Annotated in this window: 15 protein-coding genes and 1 other RNA gene; 8 read left to right on the top strand and 8 right to left on the bottom strand. The window is 58.1% G+C overall.

Going from position 1 to position 20,961, the window contains the following annotated elements; translation table 11 throughout:
• Positions 1 to 102 precede the first annotated feature (102 nt).
• On the top strand, positions 103 to 1,137 hold the full coding sequence (gene dctP, locus ABD013_RS02095; protein ID WP_343801543.1) for a TRAP transporter substrate-binding protein DctP: 1,035 nt from the start codon (positions 103 to 105) through the stop codon (positions 1,135 to 1,137).
• Complete coding sequence (locus ABD013_RS02100; protein ID WP_343801546.1) at positions 1,137 to 3,767, top strand: sensor domain-containing diguanylate cyclase; 2,631 nt, start codon at positions 1,137 to 1,139, stop codon at positions 3,765 to 3,767. The genes dctP and ABD013_RS02100 overlap by 1 nt, the downstream gene beginning before the upstream one ends.
• A 116-nt stretch (positions 3,768 to 3,883) precedes the next feature.
• On the opposite strand, the gene ABD013_RS02105 is transcribed toward ABD013_RS02100, so the two are convergent.
• Positions 3,884 to 6,856, bottom strand: coding sequence for a transporter substrate-binding domain-containing diguanylate cyclase (locus ABD013_RS02105; RefSeq protein ID WP_343801549.1), 2,973 nt, complete (start codon positions 6,854 to 6,856; stop codon positions 3,884 to 3,886).
• Between the two features lie 277 nt (positions 6,857 to 7,133).
• Positions 7,134 to 8,831, bottom strand: coding sequence for a 2-isopropylmalate synthase (gene leuA / locus ABD013_RS02110; RefSeq protein WP_343801552.1), 1,698 nt, complete (start codon positions 8,829 to 8,831; stop codon positions 7,134 to 7,136).
• Positions 8,832 to 9,011: 180 nt separating this feature from the next.
• On the opposite strand from leuA, the gene ABD013_RS02115 reads away from it, so the two are divergent.
• A non-coding RNA gene (locus tag ABD013_RS02115) (sX9 sRNA) lies at positions 9,012 to 9,086 on the top strand.
• A gap of 114 nt (positions 9,087 to 9,200) precedes the next feature.
• Positions 9,201 to 9,689 carry an Lrp/AsnC family transcriptional regulator gene (locus ABD013_RS02120; protein ID WP_343801555.1) on the top strand — a complete coding sequence of 163 codons (489 nt, stop codon included), beginning with the start codon at positions 9,201 to 9,203 and terminating at the stop codon, positions 9,687 to 9,689.
• Between the two features lie 161 nt (positions 9,690 to 9,850).
• Here ABD013_RS02120 and ABD013_RS02125 read toward each other — a convergent pair whose 3' ends face one another.
• Both ABD013_RS02125 and chrA read right to left on the bottom strand, forming a co-directional pair.
• On the bottom strand, positions 9,851 to 10,711 hold the full coding sequence (locus tag ABD013_RS02125) for a LysR substrate-binding domain-containing protein (protein WP_343801558.1): 861 nt from the start codon (positions 10,709 to 10,711) through the stop codon (positions 9,851 to 9,853).
• A 261-nt stretch (positions 10,712 to 10,972) separates the two neighbouring features.
• Entirely contained in the window at positions 10,973 to 12,157 is a 1,185-nt protein-coding gene (gene chrA / locus ABD013_RS02130; protein ID WP_343801561.1) for a chromate efflux transporter, read from the bottom strand.
• Between the two features lie 459 nt (positions 12,158 to 12,616).
• Here chrA and ABD013_RS02135 point away from each other — a divergent pair, with 459 nt between their 5' ends.
• Both ABD013_RS02135 and ABD013_RS02140 read left to right on the top strand, forming a co-directional pair.
• The gene (locus ABD013_RS02135; protein WP_343801564.1) at positions 12,617 to 12,904 is read left to right on the top strand and encodes a DUF1330 domain-containing protein; all 288 of its coding nucleotides are present in this window, start codon (positions 12,617 to 12,619) and stop codon (positions 12,902 to 12,904) included.
• 109 nt (positions 12,905 to 13,013) lie between these two features.
• Positions 13,014 to 13,793 (top strand): SDR family oxidoreductase, encoded by a 780-nt coding sequence (locus ABD013_RS02140; RefSeq protein WP_343801567.1) that lies wholly within the window; start codon positions 13,014 to 13,016, stop codon positions 13,791 to 13,793.
• Between the two features lie 111 nt (positions 13,794 to 13,904).
• Here the strand turns inward: ABD013_RS02140 and ABD013_RS02145 are convergent, their stop codons facing one another.
• Positions 13,905 to 15,404 (bottom strand): RimK family protein, encoded by a 1,500-nt coding sequence (locus tag ABD013_RS02145; RefSeq protein WP_343801570.1) that lies wholly within the window; start codon positions 15,402 to 15,404, stop codon positions 13,905 to 13,907.
• Between the two features lie 141 nt (positions 15,405 to 15,545).
• Between ABD013_RS02145 and ABD013_RS02150 the strand changes: the two genes are divergently transcribed.
• Positions 15,546 to 16,655, top strand: coding sequence for a GNAT family N-acetyltransferase/peptidase C39 family protein (locus ABD013_RS02150; RefSeq protein ID WP_343801573.1), 1,110 nt, complete (start codon positions 15,546 to 15,548; stop codon positions 16,653 to 16,655).
• Positions 16,656 to 16,700: 45 nt separating this feature from the next.
• Here the strand turns inward: ABD013_RS02150 and wrbA are convergent, their stop codons facing one another.
• From wrbA to ABD013_RS02165, 3 genes are read right to left on the bottom strand one after another with little or no spacing between them, the layout of a single operon-like run.
• On the bottom strand, positions 16,701 to 17,300 hold the full coding sequence (gene wrbA / locus ABD013_RS02155) for an NAD(P)H:quinone oxidoreductase (RefSeq protein ID WP_343801576.1): 600 nt from the start codon (positions 17,298 to 17,300) through the stop codon (positions 16,701 to 16,703).
• Between the two features lie 18 nt (positions 17,301 to 17,318).
• Positions 17,319 to 18,302, bottom strand: a complete 984-nt coding sequence (locus tag ABD013_RS02160; protein WP_343801579.1) for a glutathione S-transferase family protein — start codon at positions 18,300 to 18,302, stop codon at positions 17,319 to 17,321.
• Between the two features lie 48 nt (positions 18,303 to 18,350).
• Positions 18,351 to 18,797: a DoxX family protein gene (locus ABD013_RS02165; protein ID WP_343801582.1), complete on the bottom strand. Its 447-nt coding sequence runs from the start codon at positions 18,795 to 18,797 to the stop codon at positions 18,351 to 18,353.
• A gap of 231 nt (positions 18,798 to 19,028) precedes the next feature.
• On the opposite strand from ABD013_RS02165, the gene ABD013_RS02170 reads away from it, so the two are divergent.
• Positions 19,029 to 20,957, top strand: a complete 1,929-nt coding sequence (locus ABD013_RS02170; RefSeq protein ID WP_343801585.1) for a DNA topoisomerase III — start codon at positions 19,029 to 19,031, stop codon at positions 20,955 to 20,957.
• Positions 20,958 to 20,961: the final 4 nt, after the last annotated feature.

Here is a 20,961-nt window from a genome sequence, read left to right on the forward strand (position 1 = left end):
TTCCAGTAAGTAATTAGCGACACTATACACTTGGCTGCCTTTAAGAGCGGGCCTTTTGCTCGGCTTCATGATGATTGGCCCACCAGGAAAAGGAATAGAGTCATGCAAGTGTCCATTAGTACCCGGCTTCGCCTCGTGCTGCTGAGCTTTGTCCTGAGCCTGTCCATGGGGGCCGGCACAGTTAGCGCGCAGGAGGCTGCTCAATACCTGTTGCGTATCTCCACTGAAAATACGGCCGGGCATGTTCAGACTCAGGCGATCGAGCGGTTTGGTCGGCGGCTCGAGCAGGCCAGTAATGGCCGAATCGATGTGCAGTTTCATCACAGTGCGCAACTGTTCCGTGATCGTGACGTGATCGCCGCGCTCAGCAGTGGCAAGGTCGAGATGGCGGTGCCCGGCATGTGGCAGCTGGATCGCTATGTCCCCGATGTGGGCCTGTATATGTTGCCGCTGTTCTATGGTCGCACGGCCGAGGAAAACTACCGGCTGCGTGATGGCGAGGTCGGCAATCTCGTCAGCCGCCGGGTGGAGTCTGATCTGGGCGTGGAGGTGCTGGGGCGCTGGCTCGATCTGGGTCATGCCCATCTGTACTTTACCGACAGACCGGTCAAGCGACATGAGGATCTTGCCGGCTTGAAGCTTCGCATCCCCGGTGGGGTTGCGAACCAGGCACGGCTGGCAGCCTTTGGGGCAGACCCCTTGGTCGTGGCCTGGCCAGATCTGCCCAATGCACTGGAGCGTGGTCAGGTTGAAGGGGTGTTAACCACGCATGAAACGGTACGCAGTGCTGAACTCTGGCGCACTGGCGTTCGCTTCAGCTTCGAAGATATGGAGTATTTCGCCCAGTATGTCCCGATAATCAATGCCCGCTTCTGGAAAAGCTTGTCTCCCGAGTTACAGCAGTTGCTTCGTGATACCTGGGAGGAGGTCGTGGACGACCAGCGAGATGCGGCGGCCAACGCGCAGCTGGACGCCAGGGCTGCTTTACTGGCCAAGGGTGTCAAGGTCATGGTGCCAGATGCGGCAGCGCTGGCTGAGTGGCGCGCAGTCGCCCGTCAGCAGGAGCCCTCCATAATACGCCAGATGGGGCTGGACCCTGCCCTGGTTGAAAAAGCTGCAGAAGCAATGGAAAACTGATGGCAGCCAAACTCCTTGATCAGTTTGGACGGGCTCACCGGGGCCGCGGTTCAGGACATTCCATTATCACCGGGGCCCTGGTCTTGCTGGTCGTTATGGTTGCCATGCTGATCTGGGGGCTTTATCGGGACTATGAGCATACGCTGCAAAGTGCGGGAGAACGGCTGCAGACCCAGCTGCGTGCCTACGGGAGTGCCATCGATATCGCTTTCATCTCGGCGGATCACGTGCTGCATGATGCGAGCCTGGCGCTGGAGTCACATTCCGAACTTCTGATGGAACAGGCCAGGTTTCGACCGCTGCTGCTGCGCTCCATGCTGAAAGCCCCTTCCCTGGGCAGCCTGGTGTTCTATGATCAGGCCGGTCGCGTTGTGGCCAGTGTTGGTCAGTCCAGTGGTGCAGAGGCTGTACCGCCGCTTTGGGTCAGTGATGCTTTGACCAAGGGTGTGCGTTCGGCGATGGGGGTTCAGGCAGACCAGTTGGGCACGTCGCGTCTGGTATATGCGCCTGATGGTAGTTTGGCCGGGGCGCTTGTGGCGACGCTGGAAGGTGAGCAGATCAAGTCAGAGCTTGAGAACGGTGAAGGGTACGGAAACCAGCAGCTGATGCTGCTGGATAGTCAAAACCGTGTGATGCTGGTCCTCAATGCGGAATCTCGGCAGGCTCAACTGGAGCTGCTGGAGGAGCTGCAGCAGTATACGGGACTGGATGAGTTCAACGCTTTCGGAACGCGCCTTGTTCCTGGAGAGCATTACCTTTTTGCACTTCGACAGCTGGGTCAACAGCCGGTCAGAGCCCTTGCCGCAATCAAGCGAGGGGACGTACTTGAGGGATGGATATTCAGGGCGGCGATCTCCAGTTTGAGCCTGGGAATGCTGGTGTTGGTGGCGCTGTTTTTTCTCAAGCGCTGGCGCGACAGCCTGCGCCGTGAGCGTAAAACAGCCAATGATCTCGCTCATTTGCATCAGGCGATCGAGCAAATACCCTCAGCCATTGCAATCACTGATCTGGATAGCCGCATTATGTATGCAAATGCCGCATACCTGTCGCGTTCCGGTTTCACCTATGAACGAGTGCTGGGGCAAAAGCCCAGTATTCTCTCCTCCGGTCATACGCCAGACGCCACCTATCATGAATTATGGGCCAGCCTGAAGCGCGGGCAGGCATGGGAAGGCGAATTCATCAACCGGATACATGATGGCAGAGAACGGATTGAGAAGGCCCTTATTACCCCCGTATACGATGTCGATGGCCGTGTCGCCAGCTATTTTGCGATCAGTACTGACGTGACTGAAAAGCGTGAGTACGAGAAGCGCTTGTTCCGCTATCGCGAGATCGTGAATGCGTCGGATGAGCTGATGGCGTTGCTGGACGCCAATTTCAATCACCTGCAGGTCAATAGCCGCTATCTTCAATACCACAACCGTGAACGGGAGAATATTGAGGGGCATCCGTTATGGGAGCTCTATGGTGACGAGCAGTTTTCGCTCCTGGTTCAACCCCGCTTGGCAGCGGCGCTCAAGGGTGTGCCGTTCGTGATGGAGGCTTGGCTTGAGTTTGATGGCATGGGGCGGCGCTTCTGTCGTATTACCGGTAACCCGATTGTTGGACAGGATGGAAGCGTTGAAAGCCTGGTCTTTAACCTGGCCGACATGACCAAGCGCAAGCAGTCTGAAGAGGCACTGCGTACCAGTGAAGAGCGTTTCCGCGCCCTGTCGGAATTTTCACCAATCGGTATTTTCGAAGCGGATGCAGCGGGTAAAAACATTTACGCCAACGAGTATTTGGGCGAGATGCTGGACCGTTCTCTCAAACAGCTTAATGCACAGGGCTGGCTGGGAATACTTCATCCGGATGACCGCCTGCCGGTGGCCCGCAGCTGGAAAAGAATGATCCTGCAGCAGGAATCCGGTTGGCACTGTGAAGCCAGAATGATCGGACGGGAGGGCGAGCTGCGCTGGTTCCGATGTGCCGCGCGACGTTATGAAGGGGCCGGCGAAGGTGAAGTGCGCTATATCGGCATCGTTCTGGATATCACCGAGCAGGTCGAGCACCGGGAAGCACTGGAGCGGAAAAACATTGAACTGGAACGCCTGTCCACAACCGATTCCCTGACCCAGCTGGCCAATCGTGGTCGAGTCGAGACCTTGCTGAGCCAGGGAGTGCACCGGTATGAACGCTATGGTATCGGTTTTGCCGTGATCATGCTGGATATCGACTATTTCAAGCAGGTCAACGATACCTGTGGACATGCCGTCGGTGATCAGGTGCTGCGGCAGCTGGCCGACTTGATGCGCGATAACACCCGCCTGACGGACTGCCCGGGGCGCTGGGGTGGAGAAGAGTTCCTGGTTATTTGCCCCGATACGGACCTGGAAGGTGCGCACCGACTGGCAGAGAACCTGCGGCATCGCATTGAGCGAGTCGAGTTTCCGGTGATTGGTCACCGTACCTGCAGCTTCGGGGTTGCTGCCATACGGCCGGGGGACCAGGAGCGCGAGCTTTTGAAGCGAGTGGATGATGCACTCTATCGCGCCAAGAAGAATGGTCGTAACCAGGTCGTTACGGAACGTCAGGAGGAGCTGGTCGAGAGTAAATCCGGGGTGTGCTGGATCCCCTCTGCATCCTGACTACCACCAAGCCTCTTCAGAGCTGAAGTAACCAAGGCCTGTCACAACAGTCGCCATACGGCTGTCTCGTCTGGTGAATATATACAAAATACACTTTTTCCCTGCTGTACGTCAGGTTATTCCAGCATCGTGGTGGTTGTTGGCGACGGTTTGCTCGTGGTTGGCCTTTGCTGGCTGACCTGATCGCGGCCACTGTGTTTGGCATGGTACAAGGCCTGGTCGGCCCGGCGGCACAGGCTCTTGTAGGTATCGCCGGCGGCCCAGGTGGCAACGCCGATGCTGGCGGAGCAGTACCCAATACCCGCAAATTGATGTCGGCGAATCGCTTGCAGCAGATGCTCGGCGAGATGGGTTGCCGCATTCAGCTCCGTATTCGGGCAGATCAGTATGAACTCCTCACCGCCCCAGCGTGCAATGATATCCCGTTCACGGCTATTCCCTTTGAGAATGGCGGCAAAGTCGGTCAGTACAGCATCGCCCTGGTCATGGCCAAAGCTGTCATTGATACGCTTGAAATGGTCAATATCAATCAGCAGCAGGCTGAAGGTGTATGTTGAGCACTGCTCAGCCTGCAATAACTGTTGTTCAAAGGCGCGTTCAAGATACAAGCGGTTCTTTAGACGCGTCAGTCGGTCTGTGGTCGACAGCTGTTCCAGCATGCGATTCTTGATCTTGAGCTCTTCATGAGCAGTCATCAGCTGGTTGCGGCTCTCATGGATGCGTGCATTGAGCTGTGCCAACTTGCGGTTCCAGAGCAGAATCAGCGCCACAAAAAATAGAGTGGCCAGTGCCGCCTGGGTGATCAGGCGGTAATCGGGGGGCTGGGCCAGAATGGGTACCTGCATCCAGCGATTGGTCACGGTCTCGAACTGTTCGGCCTCAATTGACTGAATAGCCTTGTTCACGATCTGCAGCAGCAGGGTTTCATCGCTGCGGGTCGCGAGCAGAGCAGGGTAGTCAGGCTCCAGTTCGCCGGAAATCTTGATGTCACTGTGGTGGCTGGTCACGATGGCACGGCTGATGACAGGCAGTGTATCCACCAGGCCGAACACCTGGCCAGCCGCGACCGCACTCATGGCTGCATCCATGTCAGAGTAGGGCTTCAATATCAGTTCGGGGTAATTTCGCTCCAGGTAAAGCTGGACATGACTGCCTTCCATGACGGCCAGCGTGTGTGGTTGAAGCTGTGAAAAGCTTCGAACATAGACCTCATCGAGGTCAGTGGCGATGACCAGCGTACCGTCCAAAAGAGGCTGGCTCAGGCTGATGTCCGGGTCTTCAAATCCGGGTGGCGTTCGCGATATCAGGTCACATTCGCCGCGCTTGAGCAGGCCGAGAGCCTCACGGAAATTATCAACGCCAACCAGCCGTACGCTCAGGCCTGCATTATGGCGCATGACATCCAGTAGTTCGGCAAAGACCCCGATGTGTTTGTCGTTGCTGTTGACCAGGTCCTCATAGGGCAGTTGTTGGCGAGTTGAGCAGAGACGGATGGCGGCACGGGACTCCATCCAGCCCAGTTCCTGACCGGTCAGGTGAATGAAGTTGCTTGCTTGAGCCCCCTTGCCGGTCCATTTCTGTAGTACCTGACGCTTCTCTTGCTCGGTCAGGCTGTCCATCGCCTTCTGCAGGATTTGTCTGAGTATGGGTTTGTTTTGTGTAATGGCCAGGCGGAGTGAAAGGGGTTCGGAGGCAATCACTTGGGGCGGTGCCGAGCCGACAACGCCCGGGATGCCATATTTCTGCAGCAGGTGCTCGGCAACACGCATGACTTCGATGGTGACTTCGTCGTTGCCTGTGCTGACGCGCATCAAGGCTTCCAGGGAGTCTTTTGCCGGCTCGACACGGAAGCCCTCTGTTTGGGTGAGCTGTTCGTAGGTGTAGAAGCCTTCGGGCAGCACCAGTCGCCGTGATTTAAGCCCTTGCACGGACGTGATGGGGGCACTGTCCTGGCGGCGAAAGATGCCCTGGGCCAGGCGCAGGTACGGGGTGGTGAAGTGCATGTGGCGCGCACGGTCAGGACTCTGCACGATGTTGGTCATGACATCGATCTGCCCGCTACGTATCATCTCAAGATAGTCGTTCCAGCTATGACCACTGACGAACTCCACTTCAAGGCCGACACGCTGTGCCAACATACGGATAAAGTCGACTGAATGCCCGACCGGCTGGCCATCCTCGTAGAAACTGAAAGGTTCGAAGTTGTCCTCGTTGTGGACGCGGATGACCGGGTTTTGGCGGACAAACTCCCGCTCAAGGGTACTCAGGGCAACGGTCTGACGCCGATCAACCAGTTCGCTGTAGCGTGTGCCGACCCAGCGATTGGTCAACTCACTCCACTCTGACTCGGTGATGCTGTCCAACCCCTTTTGCAACAGGGACTGAATGGCAGGTTTGTCGGTTCTTACGCCAAAGCGCAGGTCTTCCCGGCCAACGTTATCAAGCTGAAACTCTGCCGCCATCTTGATGTTGGTGTAGGCATTCTGGGTGGCATAGTGGTAGCCGGAGGTCAGATTCTGAATGGCGGCATCAATTTCGCCGAATGCCAGTGCGCGGGTCAGGCTTTCGTAGTCGTCATACTCGCTGATACGAATATCACGGCGTTTGCGCAGTTCTCGGATGTAGAAAATATTGCGTAGAACACCCACATGCTTGCCTGACAGATCCGCCAGCCCTTGATAACCCCCAAAACGCTTGTCGGTAAATACGACGGTGGGAATTTCGAAGTAAGGTGTGGTGTATAAGATGAAGGAGGTGCGTTCGGGCTTGAAAGATACGTCCGCAATGGCATCGACCTGCTTTTGGCGCAGGTCTTCCAGATTGTCACTCCACTCTCCAACGCGAGCTCTGAGTTTGGCACCCGTTTTGGTTTCGATTAAACGCAACAGGTCTGCAACGAAGCCCTTGTGTGTGCCACCCTCGACATAGGAAAAAGGGACGAAGTCATACATGACCGCCACGTGGATGGGTTGATGGCCGTCAACAAGGGCTTGCTCCTCGGGGCTTAGGGACAGGCTGGCCCATGCTGTTTGCACCAGGGGCAACAGCAGAAGCAGGATGAAGCTGAAGGCGCGGGCAATTGCAGTCACGTTTACGTCCATGTGCGGTGAATGAAAGAGGGTCGTCAACAATCCACGTGCATACCATTCGCAGCAGACCAGAACTCGTGTTCCATTGATGGTTAAGACTAACCCAAGTTAACGGTTTTGGTGAAGTCGGTGTGATAAAAGACAGACAGTGGGGGAGGTGTCCTGCAAGGGGCACGGATGGAAACCGTGGTGTAGAGGCATGAATGTGACCGAGTTGTAAGCGGAAAACAGCAGCATTAAGCGGACACTGAAGGAAGCTTCAGTGCCCGCTCGGGATTCAGGCTTGCGTTGCAGACGTTGATTGAGCCCTGAGGGTCGCTTTGCCGGACCGGTTAAGGCCGGACACCACCGCCTTGAGCGAAGCGCTGACGGTATCGGCATCCACCGCCATGCCGCTGACCCGCTGGCCATCCACGTTGAGCTGTACATAGGCGGCCGCGGCAACATCCGAGCCTTCGCCCATGGCGTGTTCGGCATAGTCGACCACATGGATGCTGAGGCCCGTACGAGCTTGCCAGGCATTGATGAAGGCAGCCATGGCGCCCTTGCCGTTGCCTTCAATACAGACGACCTCTCCCTCAATACTGGTATCAGCTGCCAGTGTTTCGGCATCACCGCTGCGCTCGATGCGGTAGCCCTCCAGGCTGACCGGTGCATTGTCTTGAACGAAGGTGCTGATCAGCAGGTCGTGAATGATCTGGCTGTCGACTTCGCCGCCTTGTTCTTCTGTTTTTTTCTGCACGATCGGCGCCAGTTCCAGCTGCATCCAGCGCGGGATGCTGATGCCAAAATCACGTTCCAGCAGGAAGGTCATGCCGCCCTTGCCGGATTGGCTGTTGACGCGGATGACGGCCTGGTAATCGCGTCCCAAATCGGCCGGATCGATTGGCAGATAGGCCACCTGCCAGTGTTCGTCTTCCTGCTGTTGCTTCAGCGATTTGCGGATCGCATCCTGGTGGCTGCCGGAGAAGGCGGTGTAGACCAGCTCCCCAATCCAGGGGTGACGCGGGTGAATCGGCAACCCGGTGCACTCGGTGCAGGTCTGAATGATCTCGTCCGGATTGGACAAGTCCAGCTGCGGGTCAATGCCCTGGCTGTACAGGTTAATCGCCAGAGTGACGATATCCATATTGCCGGTACGTTCGCCGTTACCGAGCAAGGTGCCTTCGACACGATCGGCGCCAGCCATCAATGCCAGTTCGGCCGACGCCACGGCGCCGCCACGGTCGTTGTGGGTATGCACCGAGATGATGGCGCTGTCACGACGGCTCAGGTGCTGACAGAAGTATTCCACCTGGTCGGCAAAGTGGTTCGGCGGACCCACTTCAACAGTGGTCGGCAAATTGAGGATGCAGCGCTTCTCCGGGGTTGGCTGCCACACATCCATCACGGCTTCGCAGACCTCGACGGCGTACTCGACCTCCGTGCTGGTGAAGCTCTCCGGTGAGTATTCGAAGGTCCAGTCGGTCTCCGGGTACTTGGCGGCATATTGTTTCAACCAGCCGGCGCCCTGCACGGCGATGGTCTTGATCTCGTCGCGGCTCATACCGAAGACACGCTCGCGCTGGATGCGAGAGGTGGAGTTGTACACATGCACGACCGCCTGCTTGGCGCCTTTCAACGCCTCGAAGGTTTTGGCGATCAACTCTTCGCGAGCCTGCACCAACACCTGGATACGCACATCGTCCGGGATCTGGTTTTCCTCGATCAACCAGCGGGTGAAATCGTAATCCGGCTGGCTGGCAGCCGGGAAGCCGACCTCGATCTCCTTGATGCCGAGCTTTACCAGCAGGTGCCAGAGGCGCTGTTTCTGGGCCACGTTCATCGGCTCCAGCAGGGCCTGGTTACCATCACGCAGGTCGACGCTGGCCCAGATAGGGGCCTCGGTCACCTGACGATCGGGCCAGGTACGGGTAAAACCGGTCACGGGTTCGACCGGCTGATACTTGCGATGGTTGAACTGGACACTTGCCATGGTGTTGCTCTCCATTGTTGTGGGGTGGACCGCTGTGTCGAGCCCTGGGTAAGGGTTGCCACCGCCATTGGTTGCCTGGGTAAGGCGACCTGGCGTCTCCAGCGGGCCTTAACCTTTGCGGGGACCTCTAAAACCTACTGCGCAATTCATATGCTGCGTTGCTCGGTGCTCGGAATCCTCATGTATCACTCATACACTGTGGTTCCTGCGCGCCGTGCGCCTTGCCTCTGAATCGCTCGTTACGGTTTTCGAGGTCCCTTACGATGGAGATATGTTAGAGCAATAGATCGGGAGCAGGATTGCTAAATTGCTATAAATTGCGATAGTTTTGGCAATTAAAATCCTGTTTTTCAAAATATGAGCAATATTATGCCTTCAGATCAAAAAGCACCGGCACTGGATCGCTACGATCGTGCAATTCTGCAGCAGCTGCAGCAGGACGGGCGCATCAGTAACCAGGAGCTGGCGGACCGAATAGGACTATCACCGTCCCCCTGTCTGCGCCGGGTCAAGGCGTTGGAAGAGAGTGGCCTGATTACCGGCTATCGTGCGCTGGTGGATGCCAAGCGCATGGGGCTGAATCTGATGGCACTGCTGCATATCTCCATGGACCGACACACGCCGGAACGGTTCGAGAACTTCGAACGCGAGATCGAGCAGCTGCCGCAGGTACTCGAGTGTCTGATCATCACCGGGCAGGATGCGGATTATCAGCTGCGGGTACTGGTCAAGGACATGGATGACTACCACGACCTCTTGCTGCACAAGATCACCCGTATTGAGGGGGTAACCGGTGTGCACTCCAGTTTCGTGCTCAGGCGAGTATTGGAGCGGGGGGTGCCAACCGAGGTACGCTGAGTCTAACAGGCTGTCGAAAATCTATCTGCGTTGCCGAATGCTGCGTTAAAAACAGGCTCAAAATGCTCATTTAGTCTACTAAACTGCGCTTTTTCGCCTGTTTTTGCCCGGGCGGCGTTCCGCTGGCCTCGGCTACCTCGATAACGTTTCTCAACAGCCCGTTAACAGGCCTGCAGCGGCTCGTGGCGGATCAGCTGGGCGAGCTGCTCGCAGCCCGGTGTCTTCGGATGGTAGCGCAGCTCGATATAGACCGGGGGGAGTTCCGGTAATCCCAGTCGCGAGCCGATGTTCTCGGTGCCTTCGGCCAGCGCGCCCTGAGTTCTGACGGTTACGCCCAGGCTGGCACGGACGGCGGCCATCAGGCTGGTGAAACTGGTCGTTGAGTAGACGGTGCGCCAGCTGATGCTGGTGCTGTCCAGCGCGCTCATGGTCGCCTCACGGAACAGGCAGGGAACATTGAGCAGTACCAGCGGCAACGGTCGGTTGCGAGACCATTGATAGCCGGCGGGGCCGATCCAGATCAGCGGTTCATAGCCGAGCAGCTCTCCTTTGACCTGGCTGCGGTCGCGGCGCAGGATCAGCGCCAGGTCGTACTGTTCATCATCGTAGTCCTGGCTGAGGCTGTTGCTGTAATCGGTTTGCACGTTGAGGCGAATGCCGGGATTGTGACGTTTGAAACGGGCCAGGATGGACGGCAGCATGCTTTCAGTCAGTGACAGAGAAACACCGATTCTCAATTCCCCTTCGGCATTCTGCTCGGTAATCGCGGCCAGGGCATCTTCCTGCAGGGAGAGCATCTGTCTGGCATAGCCGAGCATGGTTTCGCCAGTGGGCGTCAGCACGCGCTTGCGCCCTTCGGTACGGAAGAGTTCCACGCCCAGCTCCTGCTCCAGTCGACGCACCTGCTGGCTGATGGTGGACTGAGTCTTGTGCAGGCGTTCGGCGGCGCGAATAAAGCCATCCTCGTCCACTACGGTGATGAAGGTGCGCAGCAGCTCGGTGCTCAGGTTGGGCTGGGGCATGTGATGATCCATCGCAAATGGCGATCAAAATGATCTGAATTAATCGTTATTCATAATACAAGAGCCATCCTAAGCTGTCAGCAACGCTCAGTCAGGAGGGCTTGATTATGATCGCCAGTATTGATTCACACGCACGCAAGGTCCGTCGGCTTGAGGATGGCAGCATCGATATGAACTTCTACCACGGCAGGGGGCGGATGCTGCGCGCCCTGGCATTACGCCGAATCCTCAAACGCTGTACAGCGATGCTGCGTGCGGCCGTCAGGGTACCAGGCCGCCCAGTGCAAACAGCGGCACCAGCAGCCATACCGGCAGTTTCCACACCTGCAGCGCGGCAAAGGCCAGCAGCACCAACGCAAAATCGACACCGGAGTGCACGCTGCTGGTCCAGATCGGGTCGTAGAGCGCTGCCAGCAGCAGTCCGACCACAGCGGCATTGATGCCGGTCAGAGCTGAACGGATTGGCCGGTTGCGGCTTAGCCGGTTCCAGAACGGCAGCACGCCGGCCACCAGCAGGAAGGAGGGCGTGAATATGGCCACCAGGGCCGTCAATCCGCCAAGCCATCCGGTTAACTGCTGCATGCTGGTGCCCAGGTAAGCGGCAAAGGTAAACAGAGGTCCGGGTACTGCCTGCGCGGCACCGTAGCCGGCCAGAAACACGTCTTCACTGACATGTCCCGGCAGGACTGTTTCCGCCTGCAGCAGGGGCAGCACCACGTGGCCACCGCCAAAGACCAGCGAGCCGGCGCGGTAGAACAGATCGAACAGATCCAGGGCCGGCAGGGATAGAGCTGTGGCGGCTACTGGCAGTGCCAGCAGCAATAGAAAAAACACCGCCAGCAGGATGGTGCCGGTCCGGGTGGAGACCTGTAACGGCAGGTGGCTGTGATCGGCATTATCGGCGGCCTTGAACAGCAGCATGCCAGCGATACCGGCGAGCAGCAAAACCAGCGGTTGCAGCCAGACGCTGGGCGCCAGCAGCAGACAGCCGGCCGCCAGCACCATCAGCGCGACCTGCTTTTTGCCCTGGCACATGCTTTTTGCCATACCCCAAACCGCCTGCGCCACTACGGCGACTGCAACCAGCTTCAACCCCTGAATGACGCCGGGCGGCAGGCCTGAATCAGGGCTCATCACGCCATAGGCCACCAGCATCAGTACCAGCGCCGAAGGCAGGGTGAAACCGCACCAGGCGGCCAGTGCCCCCTTGAAGCCGCCACGGGACAACCCCAGTGCCAACCCAACCTGACTGCTGGCGGGCCCTGGCAGAAACTGACACAGCGCCACCAGGTCAGCATAACTCTGCTCGCTGAGCCATTTGCGCCGACTGACGAACTCGTCGCGGAAATAGCCAAGGTGTGCCACGGGGCCACCAAAGCTGGTCAGGCCCAAGCGCAGAAAGATCAGCAGAATGGAAACAAAGGAAGAGGGTTTTTCTAGGGTCATTTTGGGAGGCGGGTTGCTGACAAAACGAGCATCATAGCCCGGCTGAAGTTGCGATTGTATGACAGGATCGGGCGAACAGGGAGCGCATTGTGCCTGCAGTGGGGGCGTTTGGTAGCTTGTAGCAGAGGGTCTCATGCCGTTAGCGGCTCAATCCTGTCACAAGATATCAAACCGGGTTCGTATCAAGTCAAATCTCGAGCCGCGGGATTGCTTACTCTCTGACAGGTTATGTCGTGCAACGCTCAGACTGTCCGGTTGGGCTATCAAGAGACAGTCATCCAGCGGAGTGCTCATGACGGAGCCCCACCCCTGAAGAGAATGGGGTGAGACTTTACCCGTGAGTCACACGGAACTTTCCGGACGATACGGCCTGCCGCTTTCAAAACAGTTCAGCTGTTCGGTCGGCAGAGGTGAAACGTCAGGATGCAGAATTTCGCCATAACAATAAGGAAAATGTAGATGAGCGCATATGTTATTTTCGATATCGATATCTTTAACCTTGAGCGCTATCAGGATTTCATGACCCAGGCAAAACCTGCCATAGAGGCTGCCGGTGGCAAGTATCTTGCGCGGGGGGGAGAGCACAAAGTCCTCGAGGGGGACTGGGAGCCACGCCGGATTGTGCTGTTTGAGTTCCCGTCGATGGAAAAAGCCGAGGAGTTTTATTACGGCGATCTCTATCAGGGGCTGAAATCCATTCGTGACGAGTGCAGCTCGGGTCGCGTAGTTGTGGTTGAGGGCATTTGAGGGCTCACCACTGCAAGTAGCGACTGTCTGGAACTGGTGTGCAACGCACACCAAGCTTAAGCGTTTTGGACGCGACTCCCGCCAACAATCACCAAAGGATAACTCTGCTATGAATTTGAACCTGAACGGTCGCAAGGCCATTGTCTGTGGTGCTTCCAAAGGTCTGGGACGTGCCTGTGCCCTGGCGCTTGCCGAAGAAGGCGTGGACCTGGTCATCAACGCCCGTAACGCCGAGGAGCTGGAAAAAACCGCCGAAGCGATACATGCCCAGACCGGTGTCAGGGTGCAGGCCGTTGCCGCCGATATCACCACCGAATCAGGGCGTGCCCGAGTGCTGGCTGTCTGCTCTGATCCCGATATTCTGGTGACCAACGCGGGTGGCCCGCCTCCGGGCGATTTCCGTCAATGGGACGAGCAGGCCTGGCATGCAGCTGTAGATGCCAACATGCTGACACCGATCTTTCTGATGAAAGCGGTGGTGGATGGCATGCAGGAGCGGGGCTTCGGTCGCATCGTCAATATCACTTCCTCTGCCGTGAAGGCGCCGATCTCGATTCTCGGTCTTTCAAACGGTGCCCGCAGCGGCCTGACCGGTTTCGTTGCCGGACTGGCGCGCGAGACCGTGGCGCACAACGTGACCATCAACAACCTGTTGCCGGGCTCTTTCGAAACCGATCGCTTAACGTCTACGGTTGAGTCTTATGCGCAGAAGCTGGGCGTCAGCGCCGCGCAGGTGCGTCAGCAGCAAATGGAGGAGATTCCGGCAGGGCGCTTCGGTACGCCGGCAGAGTTTGGCGCCATGTGTGCCTTCCTGTGCGGTAGCCAGGCCGGCTTTATCACCGGCCAGAACCTGTTGCTGGACGGTGGCGCCTACCCGGGAACCTTCTAGCGAGAGGGGGGCACAGTAACAGCTACAGGCTGCTGCTGTGCTGACATAAATGCCATCTCGGGTTGCAGAGATGGCGTTTCGAACTGAACGCTGTTGCGCAGAGTCCAGCCGTCAGTGCCCAATTCCCAGACGGCGCCGCTCCATCCGGCGCAGAAATTCTTCCATGATCATGCGATAGAGGCTTTCTTTCAGGTAGAGGTCTTCAACGTCGGAGTCGATACTGGGATTGTCGTTCACCTCGATCACCACCACCTTGTCAGCCGATTGCTTGAGGTCGACGCCATAGAGGCCATCGCCGATCAGCTTGGTCGCTTTCAACGCGGTCTTCACCACCTTGGCGGGTGCTTCATGAACCGGCAGGGTTTCGAAGTCACCGGACTCCGTTTCTGCTCCGCTGTGGTTGTAGATCTGCCAGTGACCACGGGTCATCATGTATTTGCAGGCATAAAGCGGCTTATTGTTGAGAATGCCGATGCGCCAGTCGTATTCGGTGTACATGAACTCCTGAACCAGCACGATGGCGGACTGCTTGAAGTATTCTTCGGCCTGGGTGACCAGCTCCTCGGCGGAGTTAACCTTGACCACGCCCTTGGAGAAGGCGCCGTCCGGAATCTTCAGTACCCTCGGGTAGCTGAGTGAAGCGGCCAGCAGCTTTAGCTCCTTGCGGTGGTCCTTGAACAGAAAATGGGTCTCCGGCATGGCGACACCGTTGGTGGCCAGCAGGTCCGACAGGAATACCTTGTTGCAGCAGCGCAGGATCGAGGTGGGGTCGTCGAACACCACCAGTCCCTCACGTTCCGCCCGTTTGGCAAAACGGTAGGTATGGTTGCTGATCGAGGTGGTCTCCCGAATGAACAGCCCGTCGTACTCGGCCAGACGGCCATAATCCTTCTTGCCGATCAGACTGACATCGATGCCCAGCTGGCGACCGGCACGGATAAACTGCTTGATCGCCTTGGCATCGGATGGTGGCAACTGTTCGTCATGGTCCACCAGAATGGCCAGATCATAGCGGTATTGCCGGTGTGCCGTCGGCTTGCGCCAAATCTTGCGACTGAAGGCATCGATGGCAGCGGCGAAGTGGTCTTCCTCCTGCTCGCTCAGCTGCTTCAGGTTGCCCGCTTTCACTGTTTCGATCTCCCACACCGGACCCTTGCGAAAGGTCAGGTGCAGAATCGGGCAGGGGAACTGATCGAAGATCTGACGTGCCAGATCCTGCAGGGGGAAGAAGTGGGTCTGACCGAAACAGAGGGTGATCTGCAATCGCTGATCCGACTCAAGCTGAGCGCGCAGGTCGGCATGCTTGTCGATCAGTTTGCCCAGCAGGGTGTTGAGATCTTTCATGCCGAGCCCATACACCGATTTGCGGCCCAGATCGTTGATGGTCTGGATTGACGGGATCACCTTGTGACCTCGGGCCTCCGCCAGCAGCGAAATATAGTAGCCGTAACTCAGGTAGCGGTAGTTGCGACACAGGTTGATGATCTGTACCGGTGTACGCTCCCGCTGGCTGCCCTGGGCCAAATATTCGTGGGCGCTCACCAGCTGCTCCGCCGGGTAGAACGCCTGCCAGTCCTCTTTCTTGTCGACAACAATCTTCAGCTTGCTCATGGTGCATCCTGCCGGTTGATATGGTTGCACTATTGACCCCTTTTAGAGTGGGCGCAATCGGGTCGAAAAAATATTTCTCACCTCTGGTATTCCCGGGCGTAGAGGCCTTAATCTGGGTGTCTGTCCCCCGGGAGTCATGCCATGTCTCTGAGCATCCGCACACGTCCTGCCCTGATGAATGATCTGCCTGCGCTGGTAGCGCTGGAAGAGCAATCCTTTAGCGAAGATCGCATCAGTCGTCGCCAGTTTCGCTGGATGCTCAGGCGTGGTCACTGCGCCTTGATTATGGGGGAAACCGACAGCCAGTCTCCGGCTGGCTATATTCTTGTGCTGTTTCATCGTGGTACTTCACTGGGTCGCATCTACTCGCTGGCAGTTGAGAGTCGCCTGCGAGGGCAAGGTGTCGCACGGCAACTGATGGAAGCCGCTGAGACGGCGGCGCTGGAACAGGACTGCCTCGCGCTGCGGCTGGAGGTGCGCAGCGATAACGAGGCTGCGATCCGGCTCTATCGTACGCTGGGCTATCGCCAGTTCGGCTTTTACGAGGATTATTACGAGGATCATGCCCCGGCACTTCGGTTCCAGAAGCGTATTCTGGCGGTACGAACGCGCAGTCCCGGGATGGTGCCCTGGTATGGCCAGACCCTGCCGTTTACCTGTGGTCCGGCATCCCTGTTGATGGCCATGAAGGCGCTGAATCCCGAGATTGAGATGGACCGTCGCCATGAACTGCAGCTCTGGCGCGAAGCCACTTCCATTTTCATGACCACCGGCCACGGTGGCTGCGGCCCGCGTGGGCTGGCACTGGCAGCCTTCAGACGCGGTTTCAGGGTCGAGCTGTATATCAATCGTGAAGGGCCGCTGTTCATCCACGGCGTGCGAACCGAGCTGAAAAAGGAAGTGCTGGAACTTGTGCACCAGGACTTCAAGGAACAGATCGAGATATCCGGGATCGTCGAGCATGCCGAGGAAGTCAGCTTTGAAGTGCTGGAACAAGCGCTGGCGTCAGGGGCCTATGTGCTGATGCTGATCAGCTGCTGGAGCCTTAGCCGTCACAAGAGTCCGCACTGGGTGGTACTGACCGGCATCGATGATCATTACGTCTATCTGCACGACCCCGAAGTGGACAAAGACGAGGACAAGGCACTGATCGACAGCCAGAATGTCCCCATACCGCGCAGCCGCTTCTGGCGCATGGCGCGTTTTGGCAAGGAAGGTCTGCGTACGGCGGTGGTGGTGGCAGCGTGTTGAGGGGAAGTGCGGGCCTGTTACTGAGGCCCGCCAGGATTTGGGTGGTCAGGCGATGAGTTTGGCCGCGATGCGGGCCACATGTGCGCCCTGATAATGGGCCATGGTCAGCTCCTGCTCACTGGGGCTGCGCGAGCCATCGCCGCCGGCAATAGTAGCCGCGCCCAGCGGTGAGCCGCCATGAACGGCACTGATATCGGTCATCTCGGGCAGCGCATAGGGCAGGCCTACCACCACCATGCCGTGATGGAACAGGGTGGTATGGAATGACTGAATGGTGGTTTCGTTACCGCCACCAGTGCCGGTGCTGGTAAAAACGCTGCCCACCTTGCCGATCAGGGCGCCCTGCGCCCAAAGGCCACCGGTCTGGTCGAGAAAGTTGCGCATCTGGCTGGCCATGTTGCCGAAACGGGTCGGGGTGCCGAAGATGATGGCATCGTAGTCGGCCAGCTCTTTCGGATCGGCCAGCGGGGCTGACTGGTCCATTTTTACGCCAGCGTTGCGGGCCACATTCTCCGGCATCAGTTCGGGTACACGCTTGATGATGACTTCGCTGCCCTCTACGGTCATGGCGCCTTCGGCAATCGCTCGGGCCAGGGTTTCGACATGGCCGTAGGACGAGTAGTAAAGAACCAGAATTTTGCTCACAGGTATGCCTCCTTGGGCCTAGTGGCCGATATGCTCACGTTGATGGGGTTGGTCAAAATCCAGAATTGGGCCAGCCGGCACCACCCCGGCCGGGTTGATGGTGTGATGGCTGCGGTAGTAGTGGTCCTTGATATGTTCCATGTTGATCGTCGCGCTCACCCCCGGCCACTGGTACAGCTCGCGTACATAGTCCCAGAGGTTCGGATAATCGACGATCCGCTTCAGGTTGCATTTGAAGTGGCCGTGGTACACCGCATCAAATCGGATCAGCGTGGTGAACAGCCGCCAGTCTGCTTCGGTCAGATGCTCGCCGAGCAGGTAACGATGTGTGCTCAACCGTTGCTCCAGAGCCTCCAGGGCTTCGAACAGGGGAAAGACAGCCTGCTCGTAGGCGTCCTGCGTGGTGGCAAAGCCGGCCTTGTACACCCCGTTGTTGATGCGCTCGTAGATCTCGCTGTTTAGCGTGTCGATCTCGCTGCGCAGCAGTTGCGGATAGTAGTCACCGCCTTTAGCGCCCAGATGATCGAAGGCCGAATTCAGCATGCGGATGATCTCGGCGGACTCGTTGTTGACGATGACCTGTCTTTGCTTGTCCCAGAGGACCGGCACGGTGACCCGGCCGGAATAATTCGGATCGGCCTTCTGATAGAGCTGGTACAGATAGTCGAGACCGAACAGCTCATCGCCGGTGGCGCCAGGCTCGGCTGCGAACGTCCAGCCGTGATCGCCCATGTAACTGTTGACCACGGAGACCGAGATCATTGATTCCAGACCCTTCAGGATGCGGAAGATCAGCGTACGATGGGCCCAGGGGCAGGCCAGAGAAACATAGAGGTGGTATCGTCCGGCCTCAGCCTGAAACCCGCCTTCACCACTGGGGCCGGGTTGGCCATCGGCGGTGATCCAATTGCGGAACTGTGACTTCGAGCGCACGAAGCGGCCCTTGGTCGATTCAGTGTCGTACCACTGGTCGACCCAGTGGCCATCCATCAGCAAGCCCATGTCGCTCTCCTGTGGTTAGTGTTTGTCAAAGTGGGGGCCTGCCAGGTTTTATGCCCGGCGCTGATTCAGTACACGGTCGACCGACAGGGCGCCACCGCCACTGATTAGCAGGGAAGCGGAGATCGCCAGCAGTGCCAGGCCGAATTCATAGCCGTTGTTGCTCATGAACAGGCCGTTACCGATATGCACAGCGAAGATCGCCACCAGCATGGCAAAGGCCAGCGCAGCTGCGGCCGGGCGTACCAGCAGACCGATCAGGATCGCCAGGCCACCGAAAAATTCAGCACTGCCGGCCAGCAACGCCATCAGGAAACCGGGCTCCAGACCGATAGAGGCCATCCATTGACCCGTCCCTTCGAGGCCATAGCCGCCAAAAGCGCCGAACAGTTTCTGTCCGCCGTGGGCCATGAAAATGATACCGGCGGGGACACGCAGGGCCAGAGGCGCCAGGCTGTTTGAGGTGGCCATAAGGCGGGTGATCAGGGAGGCGTTCATTTTTTCTCCAGAAACGATGTTGTTCAGTTGTCTTCACTATAGTCAGTGCATGGTCGATCAAACATAGGGTAAATCTGCGACTATTAATCGATTTTTTTGATGTTTCTGGTGGAGTGGAGACATAGATGGCAGCATCAGGGTTTGTGTGCTGTTAATACATACAGTATTTTGTCGACTTGTTTTGATCGATTGCGTAACCTTAGGTGTTTAACTGACAGTCATTCTGGATCCATGAAGCTCTACATCGCCGAAAAGCCCAGCCTTGCCCGCGCCATCGCCGCCGTCCTGCCCGGTCCGCAGAAAAAGGAGGAAGGGATGATCCGCTGTGGCGGCGATCAGGTGGTGAGCTGGTGTATCGGACACCTGCTGGAGCAGGCGGAGCCGGATGCTTATGACCCGGCCTACAAGCAGTGGCGACTGGAGCACCTGCCGATCCTGCCTGAAGAGTGGCAGCTCAAGCCGCGCAAGGGTGTCAGCAAGCAGTTGTCGGTGCTGCGCAAGCTGGTCAAGTCGGCCGATCAGATCATCCATGCCGGTGACCCGGACCGCGAAGGTCAGCTGCTGGTGGATGAAGTGATCGACTTCCTCAAGGTACCAGCCGCCAAACGATCCCAGGTGCAGCGCTGTCTGATTTCCGACCTCAACCCCGAGGCGGTGCGTCGTGCCATCGCACGCCTCAAGCCCAACAGGGAGTTTGTACCTCTGTCGGTATCGGCGCTGGCCCGATCCCGTGCCGACTGGCTGTTCGGTATCAACATGACGCGTGCTCTGACCGTAAAAGGGCGGGGAGCCGGCTACGATGGTGTGCTGTCGGTAGGTCGGGTGCAGACGCCGGTGCTGGGGCTGGTGGTACAGCGCGATGCCGAGATCGACGCCTTTGTGCCCAAGCCCTATTACGAGGTGGATGCCCATCTGCTGACGGAGCGTGGCGAACGCTTTACCGCTCGCTGGCAGCCCAGTGAGGCCTGTGCTCGTTATCAGGATGAAGAGGGGCGGGTGCTGTCGAAGCCGCTGGCGGAGAACGTGGTGCAGCGGATCACGGGCAAGCCGGGAGTGGTCACCAAAGACGAACGCAAGACCGGCCAGCAGGCGGTGCCGCTGCCCTACAACCTGTCGGCACTGCAGATCGACTGTGCCAAGCGTTTCGGCCTCAACGCCCAGCAGGTACTCGATGCCGCCCAGGCGCTGTATGAGAAACATCAGCTGATCACCTACCCCCGTTCCGACTGCCGTTATCTGCCTGCCGAGCACTTTACCGAGGCGGCTCGCGTCACTCAGGCGATCGCTCGTACCCAGCCGGAGCTGGGCGGTGCGGTGCAGAGTGCCGACCTGAGCCTCAAATCCAAGGCCTGGAACGACAAGAAGGTGGAAGCCCATCACGCGATCATCCCCACCAGCAAGGCGGTGTCGTCGGAACGGCTCAGCCGTGCCGAGCTGCAGGTGTACAGCCAGATCGCACGTCAGTATCTGATGCAGTTCTACCCACCCTGTCGTTATGCGGATCGTCGTGTCGAGGTGGAGATCGCCGGTGGCCAGTTCGTGGCCAAGGTGCGCCAGATTACCGATCCGGGCTGGAAGGCGTTGATGGGCAAGGAGGCGCAGGAGGAGGATGAAGGCCAGCTGCCACCGCTGAAGGTGGGTGAGCAGCTGCACTGCGAGCGCGGTGAGCTGCTGGAGAAAATGACTCAGCCACCCAAGGCGTTTACCGATGCCAGTCTGCTGGCGGCGATGACTGGGATCGCCCGATTCGTGCAGGATGCGGAACTGCGTAAGGTGTTGCGTGAAACCGATGGCCTGGGGACAGAGGCGACCCGTGCCGGCATCATCGAGCTGTTGTTCAAGCGCGGCTTCCTGCAGCGTCAGGGCAAGCAGATCCATGCCACCGAGGCGGGCAAAGCGTTGATCGGAGCGCTGCCGGAGGAGCTGAGCCGGCCGGATATGACCGCCCACTGGGAGTCCCAGCTCGATGCTATCAGTCGCAAGGCGTTCAATTATCAGGGTTTTATGCAGCCGTTGCAGCAGGCGTTGCCACAGTTGATTGGCCAGATCCGGCCGGATGCACTGAGTGGCATCAAGGCACCCGCTCGCGGCAAAAAGCGCAGTTATGGACGCAAGAAAGCAGCCACGCCGGGACGGCGCAAAACGGCCAAAAGCAACTGAGTCC

This window comes from Marinobacterium maritimum, from assembly GCF_039523155.1.
Taxonomy (GTDB): Bacteria; Pseudomonadota; Gammaproteobacteria; order Pseudomonadales; family Balneatricaceae; genus Marinobacterium; species Marinobacterium maritimum.

Coding starts and splice junctions, on each gene's coding strand:
- leuA (WP_343801552.1), bottom strand. CDS start 8,831: ATGGCAAGTGTCCAGTTCAACCATCGCAAGTATCAGCCGGTCGAACCC.
- ABD013_RS02100 (WP_343801546.1), top strand. CDS start 1,137: ATGGCAGCCAAACTCCTTGATCAGTTTGGACGGGCTCACCGGGGCCGC.
- ABD013_RS02150 (WP_343801573.1), top strand. CDS start 15,546: ATGTCTCTGAGCATCCGCACACGTCCTGCCCTGATGAATGATCTGCCT.
- ABD013_RS02165 (WP_343801582.1), bottom strand. CDS start 18,797: ATGAACGCCTCCCTGATCACCCGCCTTATGGCCACCTCAAACAGCCTG.
- ABD013_RS02120 (WP_343801555.1), top strand. CDS start 9,201: ATGCCTTCAGATCAAAAAGCACCGGCACTGGATCGCTACGATCGTGCA.
- ABD013_RS02170 (WP_343801585.1), top strand. CDS start 19,029: ATGAAGCTCTACATCGCCGAAAAGCCCAGCCTTGCCCGCGCCATCGCC.
- ABD013_RS02140 (WP_343801567.1), top strand. CDS start 13,014: ATGAATTTGAACCTGAACGGTCGCAAGGCCATTGTCTGTGGTGCTTCC.
- dctP (WP_343801543.1), top strand. CDS start 103: ATGCAAGTGTCCATTAGTACCCGGCTTCGCCTCGTGCTGCTGAGCTTT.
- chrA (WP_343801561.1), bottom strand. CDS start 12,157: ATGACCCTAGAAAAACCCTCTTCCTTTGTTTCCATTCTGCTGATCTTT.
- ABD013_RS02145 (WP_343801570.1), bottom strand. CDS start 15,404: ATGAGCAAGCTGAAGATTGTTGTCGACAAGAAAGAGGACTGGCAGGCG.
- ABD013_RS02125 (WP_343801558.1), bottom strand. CDS start 10,711: ATGCCCCAGCCCAACCTGAGCACCGAGCTGCTGCGCACCTTCATCACC.
- ABD013_RS02135 (WP_343801564.1), top strand. CDS start 12,617: ATGAGCGCATATGTTATTTTCGATATCGATATCTTTAACCTTGAGCGC.
- ABD013_RS02160 (WP_343801579.1), bottom strand. CDS start 18,302: ATGGGCTTGCTGATGGATGGCCACTGGGTCGACCAGTGGTACGACACT.